The 20,259-nt window shown below is 34.5% G+C and carries 17 protein-coding genes; 1 reads left to right on the top strand and 16 read right to left on the bottom strand.

Features of this window, described 5'->3' with window-relative positions; all coding sequences use genetic code 11:
- Positions 1-18: 18 nt before the first annotated feature.
- The 3 genes from KF816_02070 to KF816_02060 form a co-directional block, all read right to left on the bottom strand.
- Positions 19-645 (bottom strand): response regulator transcription factor, encoded by a 627-nt coding sequence (locus KF816_02070; GenBank protein ID MBX3006791.1) that lies wholly within the window; start codon positions 643-645, stop codon positions 19-21.
- Between the two features lies 1 nt (position 646).
- Entirely contained in the window at positions 647-3,637 is a 2,991-nt protein-coding gene (locus KF816_02065; protein MBX3006790.1) for a PAS domain S-box protein, read from the bottom strand.
- 594 nt (positions 3,638-4,231) lie between these two features.
- Entirely contained in the window at positions 4,232-4,459 is a 228-nt protein-coding gene (locus KF816_02060; protein ID MBX3006789.1) for a T9SS type A sorting domain-containing protein, read from the bottom strand.
- Positions 4,460-4,890: 431 nt separating this feature from the next.
- Between KF816_02060 and KF816_02055 the strand changes: the two genes are divergently transcribed.
- Entirely contained in the window at positions 4,891-6,954 is a 2,064-nt protein-coding gene (locus KF816_02055; protein MBX3006788.1) for a methyl-accepting chemotaxis protein, read from the top strand.
- Between the two features lie 216 nt (positions 6,955-7,170).
- Here the strand turns inward: KF816_02055 and KF816_02050 are convergent, their stop codons facing one another.
- From KF816_02050 to KF816_01990, 13 genes are all read right to left on the bottom strand, one after another.
- Positions 7,171-7,713, bottom strand: coding sequence for an acyloxyacyl hydrolase (locus KF816_02050; GenBank protein MBX3006787.1), 543 nt, complete (start codon positions 7,711-7,713; stop codon positions 7,171-7,173).
- Positions 7,714-7,829: 116 nt separating this feature from the next.
- Positions 7,830-9,500, bottom strand: coding sequence for a PAS domain-containing sensor histidine kinase (locus KF816_02045; protein ID MBX3006786.1), 1,671 nt, complete (start codon positions 9,498-9,500; stop codon positions 7,830-7,832).
- Positions 9,501-9,536: 36 nt separating this feature from the next.
- Positions 9,537-9,932, bottom strand: coding sequence for a response regulator (locus KF816_02040; GenBank protein MBX3006785.1), 396 nt, complete (start codon positions 9,930-9,932; stop codon positions 9,537-9,539).
- Between the two features lie 21 nt (positions 9,933-9,953).
- Positions 9,954-11,888 carry a PAS domain S-box protein gene (locus tag KF816_02035; GenBank protein MBX3006784.1) on the bottom strand — a complete coding sequence of 645 codons (1,935 nt, stop codon included), beginning with the start codon at positions 11,886-11,888 and terminating at the stop codon, positions 9,954-9,956.
- A gap of 11 nt (positions 11,889-11,899) precedes the next feature.
- Positions 11,900-12,964 (bottom strand): chemotaxis response regulator protein-glutamate methylesterase, encoded by a 1,065-nt coding sequence (locus tag KF816_02030; GenBank protein ID MBX3006783.1) that lies wholly within the window; start codon positions 12,962-12,964, stop codon positions 11,900-11,902.
- A complete protein-coding gene (locus KF816_02025; protein ID MBX3006782.1) occupies positions 12,957-13,463 on the bottom strand; it encodes a chemotaxis protein CheD in 507 nt (168 codons plus the stop codon). The genes KF816_02030 and KF816_02025 overlap by 8 nt, the downstream gene beginning before the upstream one ends.
- Positions 13,460-14,314, bottom strand: coding sequence for a protein-glutamate O-methyltransferase (locus tag KF816_02020; GenBank protein MBX3006781.1), 855 nt, complete (start codon positions 14,312-14,314; stop codon positions 13,460-13,462). The genes KF816_02025 and KF816_02020 overlap by 4 nt, the downstream gene beginning before the upstream one ends.
- Positions 14,315-14,373: 59 nt before the next feature.
- Positions 14,374-15,027: a carbonic anhydrase gene (locus KF816_02015; protein MBX3006780.1), complete on the bottom strand. Its 654-nt coding sequence runs from the start codon at positions 15,025-15,027 to the stop codon at positions 14,374-14,376.
- Positions 15,028-15,131: 104 nt separating this feature from the next.
- Positions 15,132-16,832, bottom strand: a complete 1,701-nt coding sequence (locus KF816_02010; GenBank protein MBX3006779.1) for an MCP four helix bundle domain-containing protein — start codon at positions 16,830-16,832, stop codon at positions 15,132-15,134.
- 42 nt (positions 16,833-16,874) lie between these two features.
- Positions 16,875-17,381 (bottom strand): purine-binding chemotaxis protein CheW, encoded by a 507-nt coding sequence (locus KF816_02005; GenBank protein ID MBX3006778.1) that lies wholly within the window; start codon positions 17,379-17,381, stop codon positions 16,875-16,877.
- Positions 17,382-17,478: 97 nt separating this feature from the next.
- A complete protein-coding gene (locus KF816_02000) occupies positions 17,479-19,557 on the bottom strand; it encodes a chemotaxis protein CheA (protein ID MBX3006777.1) in 2,079 nt (692 codons plus the stop codon).
- Positions 19,554-19,910, bottom strand: a complete 357-nt coding sequence (locus KF816_01995; GenBank protein ID MBX3006776.1) for a response regulator — start codon at positions 19,908-19,910, stop codon at positions 19,554-19,556. The genes KF816_02000 and KF816_01995 overlap by 4 nt, the downstream gene beginning before the upstream one ends.
- 9 nt (positions 19,911-19,919) lie before the next feature.
- Complete coding sequence (locus KF816_01990; protein MBX3006775.1) at positions 19,920-20,258, bottom strand: STAS domain-containing protein; 339 nt, start codon at positions 20,256-20,258, stop codon at positions 19,920-19,922.
- Position 20,259 lies beyond the last annotated feature (1 nt).

Here is a 20,259-nt window from a genome sequence, read left to right as displayed (position 1 = left end):
CCGAGCAGAATTTTTTCTTTATACTAACTTATTCTCAACAGCGTACTTAATTAAGGCCGCAGTCGAAGTGATATTTAATTTATCCTGTATTCTGGATTTGTATGAAGCGACAGTGTTTATACTCAAATTTAACTGCTCGGCAATAGCAGTTAATTTATTGCCCTGCCCCAATAATCTTAATACTTCGAACTCTCTATCAGATAGCTTTTCGTGAGGTAATTTATTTATTGAATTCATTCCGCTTAATAATAATTCCTCCATTACTTCCTGTTTCAAGTACTTCCCCCCTTTGATAATCTTTTTAATTGCCAGAACAATCTCACTTGGATCGGCATTTTTGCTTAGATAACCATCAGCCCCAATTGCAAGTGCACGATGACCAAAATTTTCATCGGGATACATACTAAATACAAGTATTTTTATTGATTGATTTTGCGTTTTTATATCCTTGATGAAATCTAATCCGCTTCTATCCGGGAATGAAACATCAAGCGTGATCAAGTCGGGAGTCTTATCTTCTAAAAGTTTCTGAAGTTCCGCAATACTTGCCGCTTCACCAATAACTTGAAAGTCCTCATTCATTGAAAATATTTTTTTCAGTCCTTCTCTAACAACTTTATGGTCATCGGCTATTATAATTTTCATTTTAATTACCTTTATTTGTTGTTTCAATTTCCGGTAACGAAATCTTTATTATGGTTCCCGAACCAGGTTTGCTGCTTATTGTCAATTGTCCGTTAAGGTATAATGCGCGTTCTTTCATTCCAAGTATTCCAAATGTTTTTCTCTTTCTTGGTTTATTTTCTTCAAACCCAACCCCATTGTCTTCAACTAATATTTCAATTGAGTTATTGTTTTTAAGGAACTCAATTTTAATTTCAGATGCTTTCGAGTGACGCATTGCATTAGTCAATGATTCCTGAATGATTCTATAAATGGCTATATTTTTTTCTTCACTTAGATTTATATCATCAGAATAACTTGTAATAGTACAATTAATGTTGCTCACCCTTTGGAATTCTTTACAATATTCTCTAATAGCATGAACCAGACCAAGATGCTCAAGAACGTAAGATCGAAGTCCTGCTGAAATATCTCTTACAGACTGAATACCTTTATCAACCATTTTTTTTACTTCGTTTAGTTCATCTATTATTTTATGAATGCCAAAGTTTTCATTCTTATTGTCTATAATATCCCGCAAGTAAAGGATATTTAGATTAATTCCCGTGAAAAGCTGTCCCAATTCATCATGTACTTCGCGCGCGAGATGATGTCTTTCGGTTTCTCTGACGTATTGCAGTTGTGCCGCTAGTTGACGCAATTCCGATTCTGAATTTCTCAATTGCAATTCGGTTTTTCTTAGTTGTTCTATGCTCAGAGATTTTGCAAGAGATATGGATGCATTACGCGCTAATGCTTTTACATGATTCAGATCATTAAGATTATAACCATTTCCATTTTTCTTATTATGTGTTTCAAAGAATCCTATTAGTTCACCATTTGCTCCATAAAGAGGTACAGAGATAGCTTGAGAAATTAAATATTTTTCTTTTAGCTCCGGATGAATTAAAGCGTCAATTTCAGCTTTGTTTACTATATAACCCTCTTTCCTATTTCTAAATTGATTACTTAGATTGCTTTCCAATTCCCAAGTTAATTTTAAGAATTCCCAATGGTCTTGATTGAAATACCGCTTTGCTATAAACCTCTCCCCATCAGTAATTGAAGCGAATCCACTTTCGGCATCAACAAGTTTAATTGATTCAACCACAAGTGAATCTAATATTTGGTCTATTTCCAATGATGAGTAAAGTTTTTCACTTATTCGAAGTAGAGAGTTTATTGTCTCTTCATATTTCTTTCTATCATCAATATCATAACAGGAACCAATATAACCGGTAAACTTGCCCTCGAGATTGTAGAATGGTATACCATAATCAATTGTCCACTTGTAATCACCTTTATAATTTTTTAATCGGTATTCAAATACAAAACTCTTTTCTTTCTTGAATGATGAATAATAATCGCTAACTACGCGAGATTGATCTTCGGGATGAATATTTTCAATCCATCCTTCTCCAATTTCTTGTTCCAACTTTTTACCGGTAAACTCCAGCCATGCTTTATTAAAGTAATCATACTTTCCATCGGGGCCCGAACGCCAAATAGGGTTTGGGAAATCTGTTATTAATTTCAATTGCAAGTCTCTAGCCTCAATCAGATTTCTTTCAAGATTTTTACTTTCGGTTAAATCACGGCACATTTTTAAATATCCATAAATGTTATCTTCATTATCCTTAAGTGCAGTAATTACTATGTATGCCCAAAATTTTGTTCCATCCTTTTTTAATCTCCAACCCTCTTCTTCATAACTCCCCTTCTCGGTAGCTAACTGCAAAGACTTTGCAGGTTTGTTTTGGTCTTTTTCTTCAGGTAAATAGAACATAGAAAAATGCTTTTCAATAACCTCGTTTTCTTTAAATCCCTGTATCAATTCAATTCCATAATTCCAGCTCATAATTATACCTTTTAGATCCAGAATATAAATGGCATAATCTTTTACTCCCCTAATCAAAGTATCAAATCTTTTTTCTGATTTGTTCCGCTCTAATTCAGCAAGGTATAGTTCCTTGTAACTTGCCACCACGTTTTTTCGCCATATAAAAATCAAAGCAACCGTAAACAAAAGACAAACAGAAATTAAGGTCATAATGATTAATTTAGCCAGATCATTAATTGAGGCGTAGAATTCCGACTTATCAATTTTTGTTATTAATGTCCAGGTAGTATTTGGAATTGTTTGGAGTACCGCTATTACATCGTCATTTTTGTAATCTACACCTTCAACAAAACCCATTCTTGCTTTGTTCATACTTGTGCTAATAAGAGCTTTTCTATTAGAGTCTTTAAGCATAGCTTGTTCTTTCGATGAGTGCTTAAAATCATTCAAATATATCACTTCATCTTTTCCTGACTTCAAAAGCAGTGATTCCATAGATGTTGTTCGATCAGCGTGCCGATTAAGCAGTGATGTGAAGCTGGGTTTTGGATTAACCTTAAGGATTAGCACGGATTTTATTCTATCTGACGATACTTGGTGTTTTCCTATCGGCATGTAAAAAGCTAGAAGATTTTTAACCCCATATTTTTTATCTGAATCAGAAAATAATATTGAATTTGTTGCTGCTGATTTACTACACAAGATTGAGTCAATCACACTTAATTTGATCACAGGTGAGGAGTCACTATAAATTATTTTCCCCGTTGTATCAGCGACTATAATATCTTCATAGAAATAATATGTTTTTAACGCGGTAAACCATTCTTTTAGTTCGAGCAAATTGTTTGGTAAGGAAGATGTTGATTCAAGTTTTTTTATTAATGGAGAATTTGAATTCAATACTTCAATATGGTTAAATCTTTCCTTGAGCCAATTACTTATTTGGAATCTATTAAAATCAGCATTGGATTTTAGGTTTGCGTAGGATTCAGATACCATTATTTCCTTCTGATTTGAATAATAATAGAATCCGAGAATTATCAAAGATAGGTTTACAAGAAAAAACAATACAGAGATGGTTACAAGATTTCTGTTGAGATAATTGCCGCGATAATTTTGGAATAAAGTTCGCATTGCATCTCTTTCATTTACTAGGTTAATAATTCAAAATAAGTATCACAATAAAAAGATCAAAATTAGTTATGTGACACAGATTACTAATTGAATGGCACTAATTTCTTTTGATACATTCACTTTTGGGATATACTCATCCTCGATTCCATTAGCATGAGGTAATTATATAACCATGCAAACACTGAAAGCGTTCATCACTTATAAATATTATGCTGTTAAAAGTGTTCTTCTTTCTTAATTCTGAATAATCCGTTATGCAACCAACTCTATCTGCGTACAAATAATTAATAAATACATGATTATAATTGCCGATTAACTTGGAGTATGATTAAAGTGATATCTATGTCGATTTCTTGCATAAATACCAGACTATATACAGATTCTCAATATTAGCTCAAATGCAATTCTATGATTATTTTGATCCGGATTATTAATATCGGCATGCTTAAAAACTTAACCCCAACATGATTATTCAACAAACTGGTTTTGGTATACTTGAATATTTGTAAACAAATCAGGGATCCCAAATTTTATTCGGGATCGCTTGAAAATTAATTATGGATGGAAGTTCTTATTTAATAAGTGTCTTCTTTTTTATCTCAAAAAGATTACCACTGCTGATTTTATAAAAATTACTCCGCTGGCATAAGTGCCTGCATCAAAATCAACATTATAGCATCCGGCTTGCTTTAATTCATAGACAAGTGTAGTTACTAATTGGCCTTTAACATTGTATATTTTTATTTCAACATTACTATCGTTAGGAATTGCATATTTTATTGTTGTTACAGGATTAAATGGATTAGGATAATTTTGATTCAAACTAAACTGAACGACGGCTTTATTATATAGCTCTACTGTCTCGCTGCACTTATACTTACCGTTAAAATCAATTTGATTAAGTCTGTAACAGATTTTCCCCGCTCCGGGTGAAGCATCAGTAAAAGAATATTCTTTCGGTGAGTTGCTGTTTCCATTCCCCTGAACAAAGCCTAGTCTCCACCATCTTTATGACGATGAATGACCTATTGACGATTCTTTAGAATCAAATGACTTTCTTTCTATCTCAAATCCATAATTATTCATTCTGTAACCGTCTGCCAGTTTAAAATTACCAACCATTTTCGATGGGATAATTAAACGGGATTAACTCTGCGAGAAGATGATCAGCTCATTTATAATTTTTATAATTGTTATTATAAAGTTTTTAATTAAAACTGCGATAATAAGTCATTCACTATGGAGAATCTGTCATGAAGTGGTTTAATAATCTTGGTTTAGGATTAAAACTTCGTCTAATAATTGTTTTATTCTCGTCGGGCCTAATTATCTTTGGTATACTTTCATATTCTACTATTGAAGATCTCCGCATAAATGGTGATATGTATAAACAGATTATTCAAGGTAAAGATTTAGTTGCCGATATTCTTCCTCCTCCCAATTATATAGTGGAATCAAATTTAATTTGTTACCAGATGATTGATGAATTAGACTCCTCAAAAATTGATGAACTTATTGAAAAATCGAAACAGCTTAGAGAAGAATATAATATCCGGCATGAAGTTTGGGTAAGAGATTTGGAACCAGGTCAAATGAAAGATTTTAAGGTAGACAGTTCTAATATTCCAGCAAGGAAATTTTTCGACATTAGAGATAGCAAGTTTATCCCTTTAATTAAATCTGACCAACGTAACGAGGCTAGAATACTTCTTTTAACCGAAATGAAAGATTTATATAATGAACATCGTATTTATGTTGATAAAGTGGTGATTATGGCAAACGATAATAATACAAAATTCGAGAATGAAGCAGCTTCTCTTATTCAATCACGCTATATAACCCTTGGTTCTTTAGGACTTATACTTTTATTAACAATATCCTTAATTGTAAATTATACCTTTAAAAATATTAGTAGGGCAATAAATAGAGTTCTAACAACAATAAAGGAACTATCAAAGGGGCATGTTAAGGTAAGAGCGGATATTAATTCAAAAGATGAGATCGGTACCATCGGTAAAATGTTAGATGAACTTGCAATTAATTTGGATGATTTTGCAAAACTAATGTACAATATAAGTGAGGGAGATTTCTCAAAAGAAAGTAAGTCTGCAGATCCTGAAGATGCTCTGGCACCTGCTTTAAATTCTATTAATAATTCATTGCAAAACTTGTTGAATGAAACAGATCGATTAACACAAGCGAGTGTAAGTGGTCAACTTTCTGCCAGAGGTGACATTACTAAATTCAAAGGAAGTTATAAAAAGATAATTTTGGGAATTAATTCAACGCTTGATTCTGTTGTTGCTCCAATAAAAGAAGCAAGTCAGGTATTGAATAAAATGAGCACAGGCGATTTAACTGTGCGTATGGCTGGAGAGTACTTTGGTGACTTCCAGATTATTAAACAAGATATAAATCAATTCACTGAAAAAATGAATGATGCGCTCTCTGATGTAGCAAATGCTGTTGATGCAACTGCCAGTGCCAGTAACCAGATCTCAAGCAGCAGTGAGGAAATGGCTGCTGGAGCACAAGAACAAAGTAGTCAAACAAGTGAAGTAGCGGGCGCAATTGAACAGATGACAAAAACAATTATTAGTACAACTAAAAGTGCCGCAAGTGTAGCAGAAGCTGCTAAAAATACTAGTAAAATTGCACAAGATGGAGGGAATATTGTTGCGGAAACAATTGAGGGAATGAATCAGATTGCAGAGGTCGTGAAAAAATCGGCAGAGACAGTTCAAACTCTCGGAAATAGCAGTCAACAGATCGGCGAAATAGTCCAGGTAATTAATGATATTGCAGATCAGACAAATCTTTTAGCATTAAACGCAGCAATTGAGGCAGCACGTGCCGGAGAGCAGGGTAGAGGTTTCGCCGTTGTTGCTGATGAAGTAAGAAAGCTTGCTGAACGCACAACCAAAGCAACAAAAGAAATTGGCAATATGATTAATACCATTCAAAAAGATACAGCCGAAGCTGTAGAATCGATGAATAGAGGAACAGCTGAAGTTGAAAAAGGAAAAGCAGCCGCTGGTAAAGCCGGTGAAGCATTAAAAACTATTATCTCTGGTACTGAGGGATTATTAAATATGGTTCAACATGTTGCCGTTTCAACAGAAGAACAATCGGGTTCCGCAGAACAAATAAGCAGAAACATAGAAGGCATTAATAACGTTACACATGAAACAGCTCAAGGAATACAACAGATAGCACATGCTTCAGAAGATCTAAGCAATCTTACGGTTAATTTGCAAGGATTAATTTCCCGCTTTAAAATTAGTGATAAGCGTTCTAGATCACTTGCTAAACTTTAAATACAATTTAGTTCATGATTTGTTTTTAACTATCATTGTACAAATAGCGATTAGGAGATTAATTCCACTATCTCCTTTTGCTGATAGTATTGCTTTATTTTTGTGGAGATGTTAGATAGTAACCTTCCTTTACTCCAAGTCTTTACTACAAAGAATGAGTTTAATTTTTCTTGGCGATTATACATTAAACTTTTTGCGCTTATCATTCCCACGAAATTATATTACCAGTGATACAAATATATAATGAGAATTATAGCCTTCATTGCTGGAATAAATCCCCGCATTTGAGATATGCCTAAAGAAATAGCTTAGCCAGGTTTTTACACCATGGAAATCAATAATACCAACGCCAATACCAATCATTTCACTGAAATTAAAATTTCCACCGAGATTTCTGCATCCTATATTTGAACTGCTTAAATAATTCAAGCCAACTCCGGTTTTTAAGAACAAATCTAGATTTAATATCTTAAAATCATACCTGAGCATTGAAGCTAAACCAATCAAGTAAATATTCTCTCCATGTTCAGTTAAATATTCCAGATTTATATCGTTCTCATAACTAAAAACGCTAATATCGCCACTCATTTCCTTGACCTTTAAAATTACTAATGACTGATCAGTTTTTATATTTCTATAAAGACTACTTCCTCTTCCGAAAGATATTTCAAATGGTGAGTTGTTCCGATAAGTTTGGGCGTTTGAGTAAATCACAGAAAGCGCAAAATTTAATGTGAGCGCAATAATTATAATTTTCATTATTTCGAATATTAGTGCTGCTATAAATAATTCATATCAATTTATAAAGCTAACACATGTGATCAGCAAAATAACTATTCGAACTGCCTTACATAACTTAATAATAATAATGAAAATTATTCAGAATATTTTCTATTTTTTTTTGAATGATTTATAGGAATTGAGAAAGAAACGCACGTACCTTCTCCAGGTTTGCTCTTAACCATTATTTGACCGCCATTGAGTTCAATAAATTCTTTGCATATACTCATACCCAATCCAGAACCTTTTTCGTGATTAGTACCTTCTCTGGATTTTCTACTCTCATAATTGAACAGATCATTAACCAATTCACTACTCATTCCTATACCGTTATCTTTTACAGATACAATTACACTATTTCCTTTAATGACAACACTTATTTTAATTTTACCATTATTATTTGTGAATTTAATTGCATTAATCAGCAAATTGCGAATAACTGTATCAATCATATTTACATCAGAGTAAATTTCAAGATTATTTGGGCAGCTACTCCTCAGTTTAATCCCTTTGTTTCTTGCATTTAACAGCTGTGTATTAATTACCGAGTTAATTAGATCGGATAATTTTATTTTTTGTTTATTAACCTTTATTCCCGAACTCTGGAGTCTTGCCCACGCCAGCATATTTTCGGTAAATAAAAAGAGATTCCTCATAGATGATTGGAGATTTTCAACAAAAAGCTTTTTTTCATAATCGCTTTGCGACTCAAAATCTTCTAACAGCAATTCCGAAAAGGTGAGTAATCCACTTATTGGAGCTCTAAGATCATGAGAGATTATTGAAAATAATTTATCTTTAGTATTATTGAGAGTTTTAAGTTCTTCGGTATATTTTTTTATTTCCTCACTTGTTATATGTCTCTGAATGGCTGACGCAACCTGAACAGCAACAAAGTTAAGTATTTGTAATTCTTCATCGCCAAAAGCGTGCGCATTATCATAATCTTGAATAACTATCGCGCCTATTGTTTTCTGATCTGCCTTTAGTGGTACACCTAGCCAAATAGCGGCTGCAAGTTCAATTGATTCAATTTTTTTCTTCTTTTTTAACTCTCTAATTCGTTTTGCATTAATTAATTCAGATTTTCCGGTTTTTAATACATACTCAATTAATCCGTTAGTAATCTCTCTCGAGGATTTATATGCGCCATGAACATCTTGATAATAGGGGAAGGTAAGTACTTTAGTTTTTTCATGATATAAGGAAATATAAAAGTTCTTCGCCGGCATGAGTTGACTAATGACGGAATGAATTTTTTCACATAGACTAGTAATATCTTTGCTACTGTAAACCGCTTCAGAAATATAATACAACGCTTCTCGTATACTCTCGGCTCTTTTTCTTCGTGTTACATCCCGGCTGATACCAAATGTACCAATTAATTTACCATCTGAATTGTACAATGGCATCTTTGATGTATTAACCCATGATATTTTACCATTCTGCAAATCCTCAAATTCCTCTTTACCAATGATTGGCTTTTCAGTTTTAATTATCTGCTGCTCATCTTCAAATGCTTGTTTTGCATGAATTGGACCGAACAAATCAAAATCTGTTTTTCCGATCATCCCCTTTTGGCTTCGCCCATGTCTTTTAGCTAACGCTTTGCTAACTCTAATAAATCTGCTCTCAAGATCTTTAAAATAAATACGATCGGTGCTTGAATTTAGCAAATTAAAAAGCAGAAACTGATCATTTACCATATCATCAGTTTTTAGACTCCTTTTCTTTTCATCCTTCAAAACAGTTTTTCGTGTTCTCATAAGAGTTTAATGAAATTTAATTACAATTTTAATTTGCTATATTAACTTCAAATCTTTCAACGCATTTTTAATTTTTAATTTCTCAATCGGCTTAATTAAGTAAGAGGTACAACCCCCTTTGTAATAAGCTTCCAGCACTTCTTTTGGGGTATCAAGTGCGGTGATCATTACAATTTTTGTCTCGTTGGAAGGGTGTATGTTGAATTCCTTTTCCTTCTCTCTAATAATTTTTAACGCCTCTTTTCCATCCATTTCAGGCATCATTATATCGAGACATATTAGGTCATACGGCTCCCCTTCTGTCATTGCAAGATTGAAGGCATTAACGGCCTCAACTCCATTTACTGCGGTATCGCATTGACCATAGGGGGCAAGCATTTTTTGTAATACCAGTCGGCTTACAAAATCATCTTCAACTACTAATGATTTCATATTAACTCCATTATAGTAATTTTATACTGCTGCAACATTTCTTGCATTTAGTACTTTTATTGTTTTTAATCCAAGGACAACATGAAACGTTGTTCCCTCGTTTACTCTACTTTTGAACCATATTTTTCCGTTTAAGATTTCAACAAGTCTTTTTACTATTGCTAATCCTAAACCAGAGCCCGAATATTTACGGGTGGCGGTACTGTCTACTTGCGTAAAACTATCAAATATTATTGGATGCTTTGCTTCTGGAATTCCAATTCCGGTATCGCTCACAACAAATTCTAGAATAATATTATTCGAATTATTTAGTTCTAAATCCCTCTCGTTTATTCTGTTTATTGAAAGTTTAATATCCCCTTTTTCGGTAAACTTAAACGCATTACTTATTAAGTTCGCTAGTATCTGTTGAATTTTCTGAGAATCGCCATAAAGCTCATTTGGAATATTTTCCTGAATCTCCGCTTTTATTTCAACCCCTCTTCTTTTGGATTCACTTTGATAAGGGCGAACTATCTCGTTAATAATCTGATTGAGGTAAAAAGTTTTTTCTTCAATCCTTTCTTTATTATCCTCAATTTTGGAATAATCTAAAAGATTGTTCAGAAGTCCTAGCAATGTGTGAGATGATTGCTTTACCATTTCAAGATAATCCAGTTGATCTTCATCTATTTTAGTATCAAGTAGCAGATCTGTTAACCCCATAATTCCATTAAGTGGGGTTCTTATTTCATGACTCATATTCGCTATAAAAGTACTTTTAGCACGATTTGCCGAATCCGATATAATTTTTGACTCTCGTAATTCATCTTCTAGAATTTTTCTATTCGTTATATCTAGACATATACCAATAAATCCGTCAAAGCTTTCTTTTAAGTCGGTTATCGGATGAATAAAACAGATGAGCCAGCAATATTCTTTATGTCTGTTTAAAACTCTTATTTCTATTTCTAATTTTTCACGTTTTTGAACCGCCTCTCGGAATTTATCAACAAAATAATTTCTATCATCAAAATGAATGTTCGATAACCACCCATCATAAATTTCGTCTTCAATACTTTTTCCTGAGAATTCCAGCCATGAAGTATTGAAATAATTGAATTGTCCATTTTTATTTGTACGCCATATAAATACTGGAAAATTTTCTAAAATATTTAGGTAAAAATCCTTTGCGGTCAGTGCAAATAATTGATTTTCACGCATGTTTGTTATATCACGGAATGAAACTACTTTGCCGAGTGTTTTATCAATACCTACATTTATTAAAGCGCTGTTTTCCTCAATTATAATTCTTTTTCCATTTTTTGAATGGAGGATTTTATTATTCATTAGTGACTTTTTATAATCATCTGTTTTTTCGGATAACAGATATACCATACCCTCTGTTGTAAAATCGGGGGCAGTAACATACACTGAATCAAGTTTCTTACCCCTACTCTCTTCTAAACTGTATCCTGTAAGTTTTACTGCAACTTTATTCATCAACTTAATAGTGTCATCAAGATCAGTGGCGATTACAGCATCACTTATACTTTCAAGGGTTGCTCTGAACCAGACTTCGCTTTCTTTTACTCTTTTATCAACTTCTATTTTTCTTATAGCAATTTCCAATGTACTATTCAAATCCGATTGCTCAAATGGTTTCACTAAAAATCCGTATGGTTCGGTTTCTTTAGCTCGTGCAATTGAATTATCATCAGAGTATGCGGTAAGAAAAATTACAGGCGCATCAAATTTTTTTTTAATTATAGCCGCGGCCTCAATTCCGTCCATTTCTCCTTCGAGCCCTATATCCATTAAAACAAGATCGGGATTTTTTTCTTCCACCATTTTAATCGCTTCTTCACCGCTGCTCACCATTCCAACTACAGAATAATTGAGACGGTTTAAAAAATGGGAGATAACAACAGCGGTTGTTCTCTCATCTTCAACTATTAATATTTTCGTATTATTCATGATTAATAAAATTATTTAGAATGAGTTAGTACATTTTGTGCGATCAAATCTAACGGTAAAATCTTTTCAACCGCATTAAGTTTAATTGCTTCAGATGGCATACCAAAAACCACACAAGATTCTTTGTCTTGCGCAATTGTATGGGCACCCGCTTCTTTTAATTCAAGCATACCCTTTGCGCCATCATCCCCCATACCTGTCATAATCACACCTACTGCATTCTTCCCGGCATACCTGGATGCTGACCGAAATAGTACATCAACAGAAGGACGATGCCGGCTAACGAGTGGTCCCTCTTTTATTTCAACATAATAACGGGCACCGCTTCTCTTTAATAGCATATGATAATTACCCGGAGCAATTAAGGCCCTTCCTCTAATAATTGAATCACCATTCTCGGCTTCTTTTACTGTTAGACGGCAAATACTATCGAGTCTTTTTGCAAACGCTTTAGTAAAATTTTCGGGCATGTGCTGAACAATTGCAATTCCAGGTGAATCTAGCGGAAAAGATTCCAAAAATATTCTTAGCGCTTCCGTTCCGCCGGTTGAAGCACCAACTACAACAACCTTTTCGGTGGTTTGAATCATAGCTTTACTTGTGTTCTTTGCGATTATTACGTCAGCGGAAAGTTTTGGTTCAACTTCATGTTTTCTAGCAAAGGTACGTTTAATATTAATCATTGATGCTGCTTTAACTACATCACAAATATAAATTGCCGATTCTTCGAAGTATTGCTTTGTTCCCATTTTAGGTTTGGTGATAATATCAACAGCACCTAATTCCAGAGCCCGTATTCCGGAAGCTGATCCCTTTTCCGAAAGACTTGAGCAAATTACAACCGGGATAGGATGTTGACTCATTATTTTTTGTAGAAATGTAAGCCCATCCATCCTAGGCATTTCAATGTCAAGAGTAATAACATCCGGTACTCGCTCTTTTATTCTTTCGGCGGCAACAAAAGGATCTGAGGCCGTTCCAATAACTTCGATGAGCGGATCGGATGAAAGTATTTCTGCAAGTGTTTGTCGAACCACTGCTGAATCGTCAACGATTAATACTTTAATTTTATCCATTATTATTTAACCTATTAAGGAATATTTCACCTGTAGCGGTAAGAAAAAATATTTTTCGTCCAAATCTTCCGCCAACATCGCTTGCTGTTACTTCCATGTTATAATTTGCGAGTGTCTCGAGTGCCATATCAATATTCTGTCTACCAACTGTACTGATTCTTTTTTCGGTCAGTGTTGTTTTCAGAACATCTGCCCCGCCAAACACTTTCACCTCAATATCTTTACGTTGTATTTGCATGGCTTCAAACTTCTTAATCATTTGAATAATAGTACATTTGACAAACTTATAAGGTTCTTTGCACTCATTACACTGCAAGCCGCATTGTTTATTGTATGGCAATTGGCAGTGAGACATACCGGCATACTTTACTTTTCTGCTAAACATTGTAATAGATAAACAAGAACCAAGTATTGTATTTACAACAATAGGATTGCTACTAAAACAAGCTTCTCCCGGTTGCAAATATATACTTGTTAAGTTGCTAAAATTAGGTTTCATCTTGTTTTCTTATACGTACTTGCGGCAACTTGAGCCAATGGTAAATTAGTATTAAAAATTGATTCCGAATGACCAAGGAAAAAGTAACCGCCCGGTTTTAAATGTCCTACCAATTTCTCAATTAATTTTTCTTGTGTTGGTTTATCAAAATATATTATAACGTTTCTGCAAAATATAAGATCGAATGTTTCTCTAATTCCAAAATCATCCTGCATAAAATTTAACCACTGAAATTTTACTGCGCTTCTGAGCTGAGGAACAACTCTTACCAGTTTTTTCTCTTTGTTTTTGCTTCTTAGAAAATATTTATGAACTAAGTTTTTTGAAATCGGTTCAATTTTGTCCTCCTCATAAATTCCGGTTGAAGCTTTTTCCAATACCCGAGTTGAAATATCCGTAGCAAGAATATTGAACGAATACTTTGTAAACTTTTGTCCAAATTCGCTTAGAACAATAGAGAGTGTATATGGTTCTTCGCCTGTTGAACATCCGGCACTCCATACTTTCAGCGGTCTTTGTATTCCAGTACCATCGACTCTAACAAACTCCGGTAATGCAATATCAGATAGAAATGAAAACTGCTTAGGCTCTCTGAAGAAATCTGTTTTGTTCGTTGTTATAACATCAACCATATGCGTTATTTCTTGTTCACTTCCCTTTTGTGAAAAGAGAAAGTTGCAATATTCCGCATAGGTCTGCATATTCAAATCGCGCAATCTTTTTCTTAGACGTGCTTCAACCATTATTTTTTTTGAATCGGGCATTTTAATGCCACATTGGTTATAGATAAATCCACTCAGTCTGGAAAAATCACTAACCGATAAAGCAGCTGGTCCATTTTCCTTATACATATCATTATTCCGCAATATTTTAATTTCAATAAAATTTATGAATGAATAGAATTTTTAATTTATTTTAAGAATTCAACCTTACCCGTTGAAACATCATATATCGCTCCTCCCAGTTTCAACTTATGCTCGTGTAAGAATTCTTCTACTACATGACTATGCTTTTTGGTGTTATTTATCTGAAGCTTTACATTTTCGCTTATTGCGCTTCGCATTTGTTCTTCTTTTGTTCCACCATTATTTTTTGCTTTATCAACTGCTGGAAGAATTAATTTCGCGAGCTCTTGGATCGAAGGAGTAAAATGCCCTCCTTCATAAGTTGCATTTACAGCTCCACAAGCCGTATGTCCAAGAACTAAAACATATTGAGTTCCCAAGTGTTCCACTGCATACTCTATACTGCCTAATGTTATTGGGTCTATTACATTACCCGCTACTCTAACAACAAATAATTTTCCAATTGACTCATCAAAAATAATTTCTGCAGGTAATCGTGAATCCGAGCAAGTTAAAACAACAGCATACGGATGCTGTCCTTTAGATGTTTTTTTCACTTCATCCATATAAGTCTTAGATGCCAGTTGGTTTTCCACAAATCTTTTATTTCCATCAATCAATCTTTGTAATGCTTCATCAGCATTAACACTAGCACTATTATGCTGACCATATAAAAGGATAACTGGAAATAGTAACATGAACCAGATTGTTTTTTTCATAAGATTAACTCCTTCACACTTTTATTGATATTAAGTTTCAGAAAATTTTTAATCATCTGTGCATCGCATAAGTTATGAGATGCACAGATTTATGCTAATTTTCATTAATATTTTTCGAATTCATAATCGAGCTTATCACTGCCGCTGCCTAATTCCAAAGCAACACCATTACTATTATTAGCCGTTTTATTCAACTTTGCTTTGGGCTGCGCTGTTGAAGCTGGGTTCAGCATTTTGTGATCAAGTGAACGAGGCTTTGGGGCATACGTAGCAGTTCTTTTTGTTGAATTTGTTCTTTTATCATCTATTTTGAAGAATGACACTGTATCAAGCAATTGTTCAGCTTGGCTTGAAAGTTCTTCGGCGGTAGAAGCCATTTCTTCTGAAGTAGAAGCATTTTGTTGAATCACCTGATTCAATTGTTGAATTGCGCTATTAATTTGTTCAGCACCGCTGTTTTGCTCATTGCTGGATGCTGTAATTTCTTGCACAAGTTCCGATGTTCTTTGAATATCCGGAACAATCTTCTTTAACATTTCACCTGCTCTTTCTGCGACTTTAATGCTGGAAGCTGATAACTGATTTATTTCTGCAGCTGCCGTCTGACTTCTTTCAGCAAGTTTTCTAACTTCACTTGCCACAACGGCAAATCCCTTACCATGTTCACCGGCGCGTGCCGCTTCAATAGCTGCATTTAATGCTAATAGATTTGTTTGTCTTGCAATCTCTTCGATTATTGAAATCTTACCTGCAATTTCTTTCATTGCGTCGGCTGTTTCAGAGACTGCTTTTCCACCTTCTTTTGCATCTTCAGATGATTTTAACGCAATCTTTTCGGTCTGCTGCGCATTATCCGCGTTTTGTTTAATATTTGAAGTCATTTGTTCCATGGATGAAGAAGCTTCTTCGGCGGCGGCGGCTTGTTCTGTAGCGCCTTGCGACATTTGCTCAGAGCTTGAACTTAGTTCTTGAGAACCGGAGGCTACATTATCTGATGCGGATTTTACATTTTCTACCACTTCTTTTAGCTTTTCCACCATCTTGTTTAGAGCTGCTGCCAATTGACCTATTTCATCTTTCTGATCGATATCAAGTCTCTCTGTTAAATCACCGGCGGCTACTAATTCTGCTAAACGAAGTCCTTTTTTAAGTGAATTAACAATTAATCTGGAAATGAAAATACCGAGACTAATGGCAATTAAAGCTCCAATAAAAATTATTATAATCATAGCTGTGGATGCTGAATTATACAACTCCGTATTTGCAAGTGCTTTTTCATGTGCATCATCTTCCTTAGCTTCTATAATTTCCATTATGACGTTCATCTCGGTTCTGGCTGTAGTTGCCATGCTGCCTTGTAATAAAGCATAGGCTTCATCGTTTTTATTTTCACTCACTAGTTTTTCAAAATGATCTAAGTCTTTGCCATAATCAACTCTGCTTTTTTTAAATTCATCAAACAAATCTTGCATTTCTTTCGAAAGAATTCTTGCTTCAAATCTAGTGCTTATGGCACTAATAGAATCCCGATATTCTGTTATACGTCCGAGAAAAGTCTTTCTCTCTTCATCAGTCCTGGCCAATATTATTTCTCTAGTATTTACACGAATTCTTTGAAAGTATGTAGAGATTTGGGACATTTGAGCAATTGGCACTGTCATGTTCTCATATAGTTCAGTATCGCTTTCATCAATGGCTTTCATATTAGAAATTCCCATATAGCCAACAAACACTGCAATAATTGTAACAAGAATAAAACCGCTTAACAACTTTGCGCTTATTTTTAAGTTATAATACCATTTCATTGTAGACTCCATTTTATTTTTTTAGAAATTTATTTCAACATTTTAGTTACTAAGATCAGGTTTGTAACCGCCTGTATCATGTACCATTTCCAGCTCTTCGCTTGTAAAGACCTTATCAATATTGAGAATTATGATAAACTTATCATCACGCTTACCCATTCCCTTAATAAATTCGGTTTTCAGCTTTGTACCAATTTTTGGTGCTGGTTCAATATTCTCCGGCTCAATCTCAAATACCTCTTGCACGGAATCTACAAGTGCGCCAAGTATAGTTTTTTCATCATTTAATAGAACTTCAACAACAACAATGCAAGTGTTTACAGTTCTTTCGGTTTTTACCATTCCGAATTTCATATTCATATCAACAACCGGAACAACGCTCCCCCTCAAATTAATTACACCGCACATAAAATCGGGAGTTTGAGGCACCTTGGTTATTTTAACATAATCAAGAATCTCCCTCACCTGTGCTACATCAACGCCAAACACTTCGTCGCTCAGTTTGAACGTGAGATACTGTCTGGCTTCGGTTAAAAACGAACTACTCATTTAGACCTCCGTTAATTAACAATCATTATTTATTCAATAATCAGATTAATATTTTATAAAATCTTTCAAGTTCAGTAATGAACCAGTCAAGAAACAATTAGAATTCCTTTTCAAGTAATTCTTCTCTTTCCGTAATTTTTCTGATATCAAGAATTAGCGCTACAGTTCCATCACCAAGAATAGTAGCACCGGATACTCCCTCAACATTTTTATAGAAATTACCGAGCGATTTAAGTACTGTTTGATGTTGTCCGAAAACTTCATCAACAACAAAACCTATACGGTGTTCATTTATTTTGGCAACAACTATCTGTTCAATATTGGGTCTTTGTGAAGTGATTCTAAATCTTTCACGGAGGCTTATATAGGGAACAATGCTCCCTCTTACATTAACTATTTGTCTTCCATGATTTTTATCAATGTCTTCTTGAGTCAGCTCTAAGCATTCTTCAACCGATGAAAGTGGAAGCACATAATGGTCCTCTTCAATTTTAACCAGCAGTCCATCAATAATTGCAAGGGTCAAAGGTAGTTTCAGTGTAATTGTTGTTCCTATGCCCAACTCGCTACTAACTTCCACGGTTCCACGCAGTACATCAATAGCTCGTTTTACAACATCCATCCCAACTCCTCGGCCCGACACATTTGTTACTTTTTTGGCCGTTGAAAATCCAGGCGCAAAAATGAGAGAATAGATTTCCGATTCGCTCAAATCCGCATTTTCATTTATAAGTCCATTCGCAATCGCTTTTGCTTTGAGAGCATCTTTATTTAATCCCGCGCCATCATCAGTAATCCTTATTAAAACGTTTCCTCCGGATTGCGAAGCAGAAAGATGTACAAAACCAGATGATGGTTTTCCGGCCGCAATTCTCTCTTCTGGCAATTCAACACCATGATCTATCGAGTTTCTTATAATATGAATAAGAGGATCGTTAAGTTTTTCTATAACAGTTTTATCTAGTTCGGTTTCGGCGCCTTCCGTGGTAAGTTCAACTTCTTTACCCAAATCTTTTGAAAGATCTCTAACAAGGCGTTTGAATTTGCTGAATGTAGTTCCTATTGGAAGCATGCGAATGTTGAGCGCGCTGTCGCGAAGAGACCAAGTTAATCTTTCAACTTCTTCAGAGATGAAAGCTATATTAACATCCTTACTGTTTTGCGCAATTTGACTTAAGCGTGCTTGTGTTGTAACCAATTCGCCCACAAGATTTACAAGTTCATCCAATTTTTCGGCGCTAACCCTAATACTCGAAGCGGCATCAGCTTCAAAATGGTGCTCTAAAATCTCACGACCTTGTTTTGCATTTGAAGCTCTATCAAAAACAGCGGGCATACTTGAAGTTTCGTACTCTGAAAGCAAACCGAGAATATCGGGATATTTTGTTTTCGCTATATCAAGAAGAAGCTTTTCGAAGTCGTAAAAATCCTCATCTCTCCTCAACTTTCCTTTTTCATCAATAATCGTAATGTTTATTTCTGAATCATCTTCAACAAAGATGAATACATCTTTAATCGAATCAATTTCCTTTTTTGTCCTAAGAATTATTTCCCATGAGAAATAGCATTTTTCTGAATTGAAGTTCTCGAGAAGAGGAATGGAATCGTATTTACCCAAAATTATGGCGCTGCCTAAATCCTTTATTTCATTTATTAATCTTAATGGATTTGATCCGCTCATAAATATTGCGGGATTAGGAGAAAATTTTAGGAAATATGTTTTTACTTCAGCATCAGATTTAATTTTTAGATCTGTTTCTTTTAACTTATTCGTTGTGCTTTCCTTTTGAGAATGTTCATTAACAATGCTTCTAAAAGAAGTAAGCAGAGATTTTGTAATCTCTTCATCAATTTTGTCTGAATCATTGGTTTTAGATAACATTTGCGAAATCTGATCTCTCGCTTGCAAAGTAAGGTCAATTATACTTTTTGTAATTGCAATGCTTCCATTTCTAATCTTGTCGTAAACATTCTCAATATCATGAGTAAACATTGAAATTTCATCGTAGCCGAACATTCCAGATGAGCCTTTGATAGTATGTAGTGCTCGGAATATTTTTGCGATTAAGTCATTATTATCCGGGCATTTTTCAACTTCAAGTAGAGATAATTCAAGTTCTGAAAGCAGTTCAGAAGCTTCTTCAATAAAAGCCTGTCGATGCGCGTCAATTATCATCCCATCACCTTTTTAATAACTGCAATTAATTGTTCTGGTTTGAATGGTTTAACTATCCAGCCAGTAGCTCCGGCATTTTTCCCTTCCAATTTTTTTTCTCCCTGCGATTCAGTAGTAAGCATAATAATGGGTGTAAACTTATGCGCAGGTGTTGCTCTTAATCTTCTTATTAATTCAATTCCATCCATATTCGGCATATTTAAGTCGGTAACAACCAATTTTAAATTTGGATTATCAATTTTTGCTAGTGCATCAAGTCCGTCGCATGCTTCAACAACATCATAACCTGCCTCACGAAGTGTGAATGAAACCATTTGTCTTACGCTTGCTGAGTCGTCCACAGTCATTACCACTTTACCCATCTATTTATCTCCCATTTTTATTCTGTCCTGGGTTACACTTAGCCATTCATTATCAGCGTAGCCGGCAAGACTAATCAGCTCACTCATAAATTCACTATTGTCGTAACTTACAGTAATCTTTTTCCCAAGTGTGTGTGCCGATTTTTTACACGCTATCAGTAATTGCAGATATGCCAGATCGGCGTTTTCAATATTTTCATGAACTAATTCGAGATCAGCAAATTTTTGTAGAAGAGTTATTACTTCGTTTTTTAACTCATCTGAAGTAGCAACTGTAACCGATCCTGATAGAACTAAAGTTGCCTTTGTTGAATCTTTTTCCGCAATAGTTTTAAACATT

The organism is Melioribacteraceae bacterium (genome assembly GCA_019638015.1).
Classification (GTDB): Bacteria; Bacteroidota; Ignavibacteria; order Ignavibacteriales; family Melioribacteraceae; genus JAHBUP01.
Note: the sequence above shows the minus strand (reverse complement) of the source record. Positions and strands in the feature narration are given on the sequence as shown.

Excerpts from the sequence above, each read along its gene's own strand:
- KF816_02070 (MBX3006791.1), bottom strand. The coding sequence starts at position 645 with ATGAAAATTATAATAGCCGATGACCATAAAGTTGTTAGAGAAGGACTG.
- KF816_02065 (MBX3006790.1), bottom strand. The coding sequence starts at position 3,637 with ATGCGAACTTTATTCCAAAATTATCGCGGCAATTATCTCAACAGAAAT.
- KF816_02010 (MBX3006779.1), bottom strand. The coding sequence starts at position 16,832 with ATGAAATGGTATTATAACTTAAAAATAAGCGCAAAGTTGTTAAGCGGT.
- KF816_02020 (MBX3006781.1), bottom strand. The coding sequence starts at position 14,314 with ATGTATAAGGAAAATGGACCAGCTGCTTTATCGGTTAGTGATTTTTCC.
- KF816_01990 (MBX3006775.1), bottom strand. The coding sequence starts at position 20,258 with ATGTTTAAAACTATTGCGGAAAAAGATTCAACAAAGGCAACTTTAGTT.
- KF816_02005 (MBX3006778.1), bottom strand. The coding sequence starts at position 17,381 with ATGAGTAGTTCGTTTTTAACCGAAGCCAGACAGTATCTCACGTTCAAA.
- KF816_02045 (MBX3006786.1), bottom strand. The coding sequence starts at position 9,500 with ATGAGAACACGAAAAACTGTTTTGAAGGATGAAAAGAAAAGGAGTCTA.
- KF816_02050 (MBX3006787.1), bottom strand. The coding sequence starts at position 7,713 with ATGAAAATTATAATTATTGCGCTCACATTAAATTTTGCGCTTTCTGTG.
- KF816_02030 (MBX3006783.1), bottom strand. The coding sequence starts at position 12,964 with ATGGATAAAATTAAAGTATTAATCGTTGACGATTCAGCAGTGGTTCGA.
- KF816_02000 (MBX3006777.1), bottom strand. The coding sequence starts at position 19,557 with ATGATAATTGACGCGCATCGACAGGCTTTTATTGAAGAAGCTTCTGAA.
- KF816_02055 (MBX3006788.1), top strand. The coding sequence starts at position 4,891 with ATGAAGTGGTTTAATAATCTTGGTTTAGGATTAAAACTTCGTCTAATA.
- KF816_02040 (MBX3006785.1), bottom strand. The coding sequence starts at position 9,932 with ATGAAATCATTAGTAGTTGAAGATGATTTTGTAAGCCGACTGGTATTA.
- KF816_02025 (MBX3006782.1), bottom strand. The coding sequence starts at position 13,463 with ATGAAACCTAATTTTAGCAACTTAACAAGTATATATTTGCAACCGGGA.
- KF816_02035 (MBX3006784.1), bottom strand. The coding sequence starts at position 11,888 with ATGAATAATACGAAAATATTAATAGTTGAAGATGAGAGAACAACCGCT.
- KF816_02015 (MBX3006780.1), bottom strand. The coding sequence starts at position 15,027 with ATGAAAAAAACAATCTGGTTCATGTTACTATTTCCAGTTATCCTTTTA.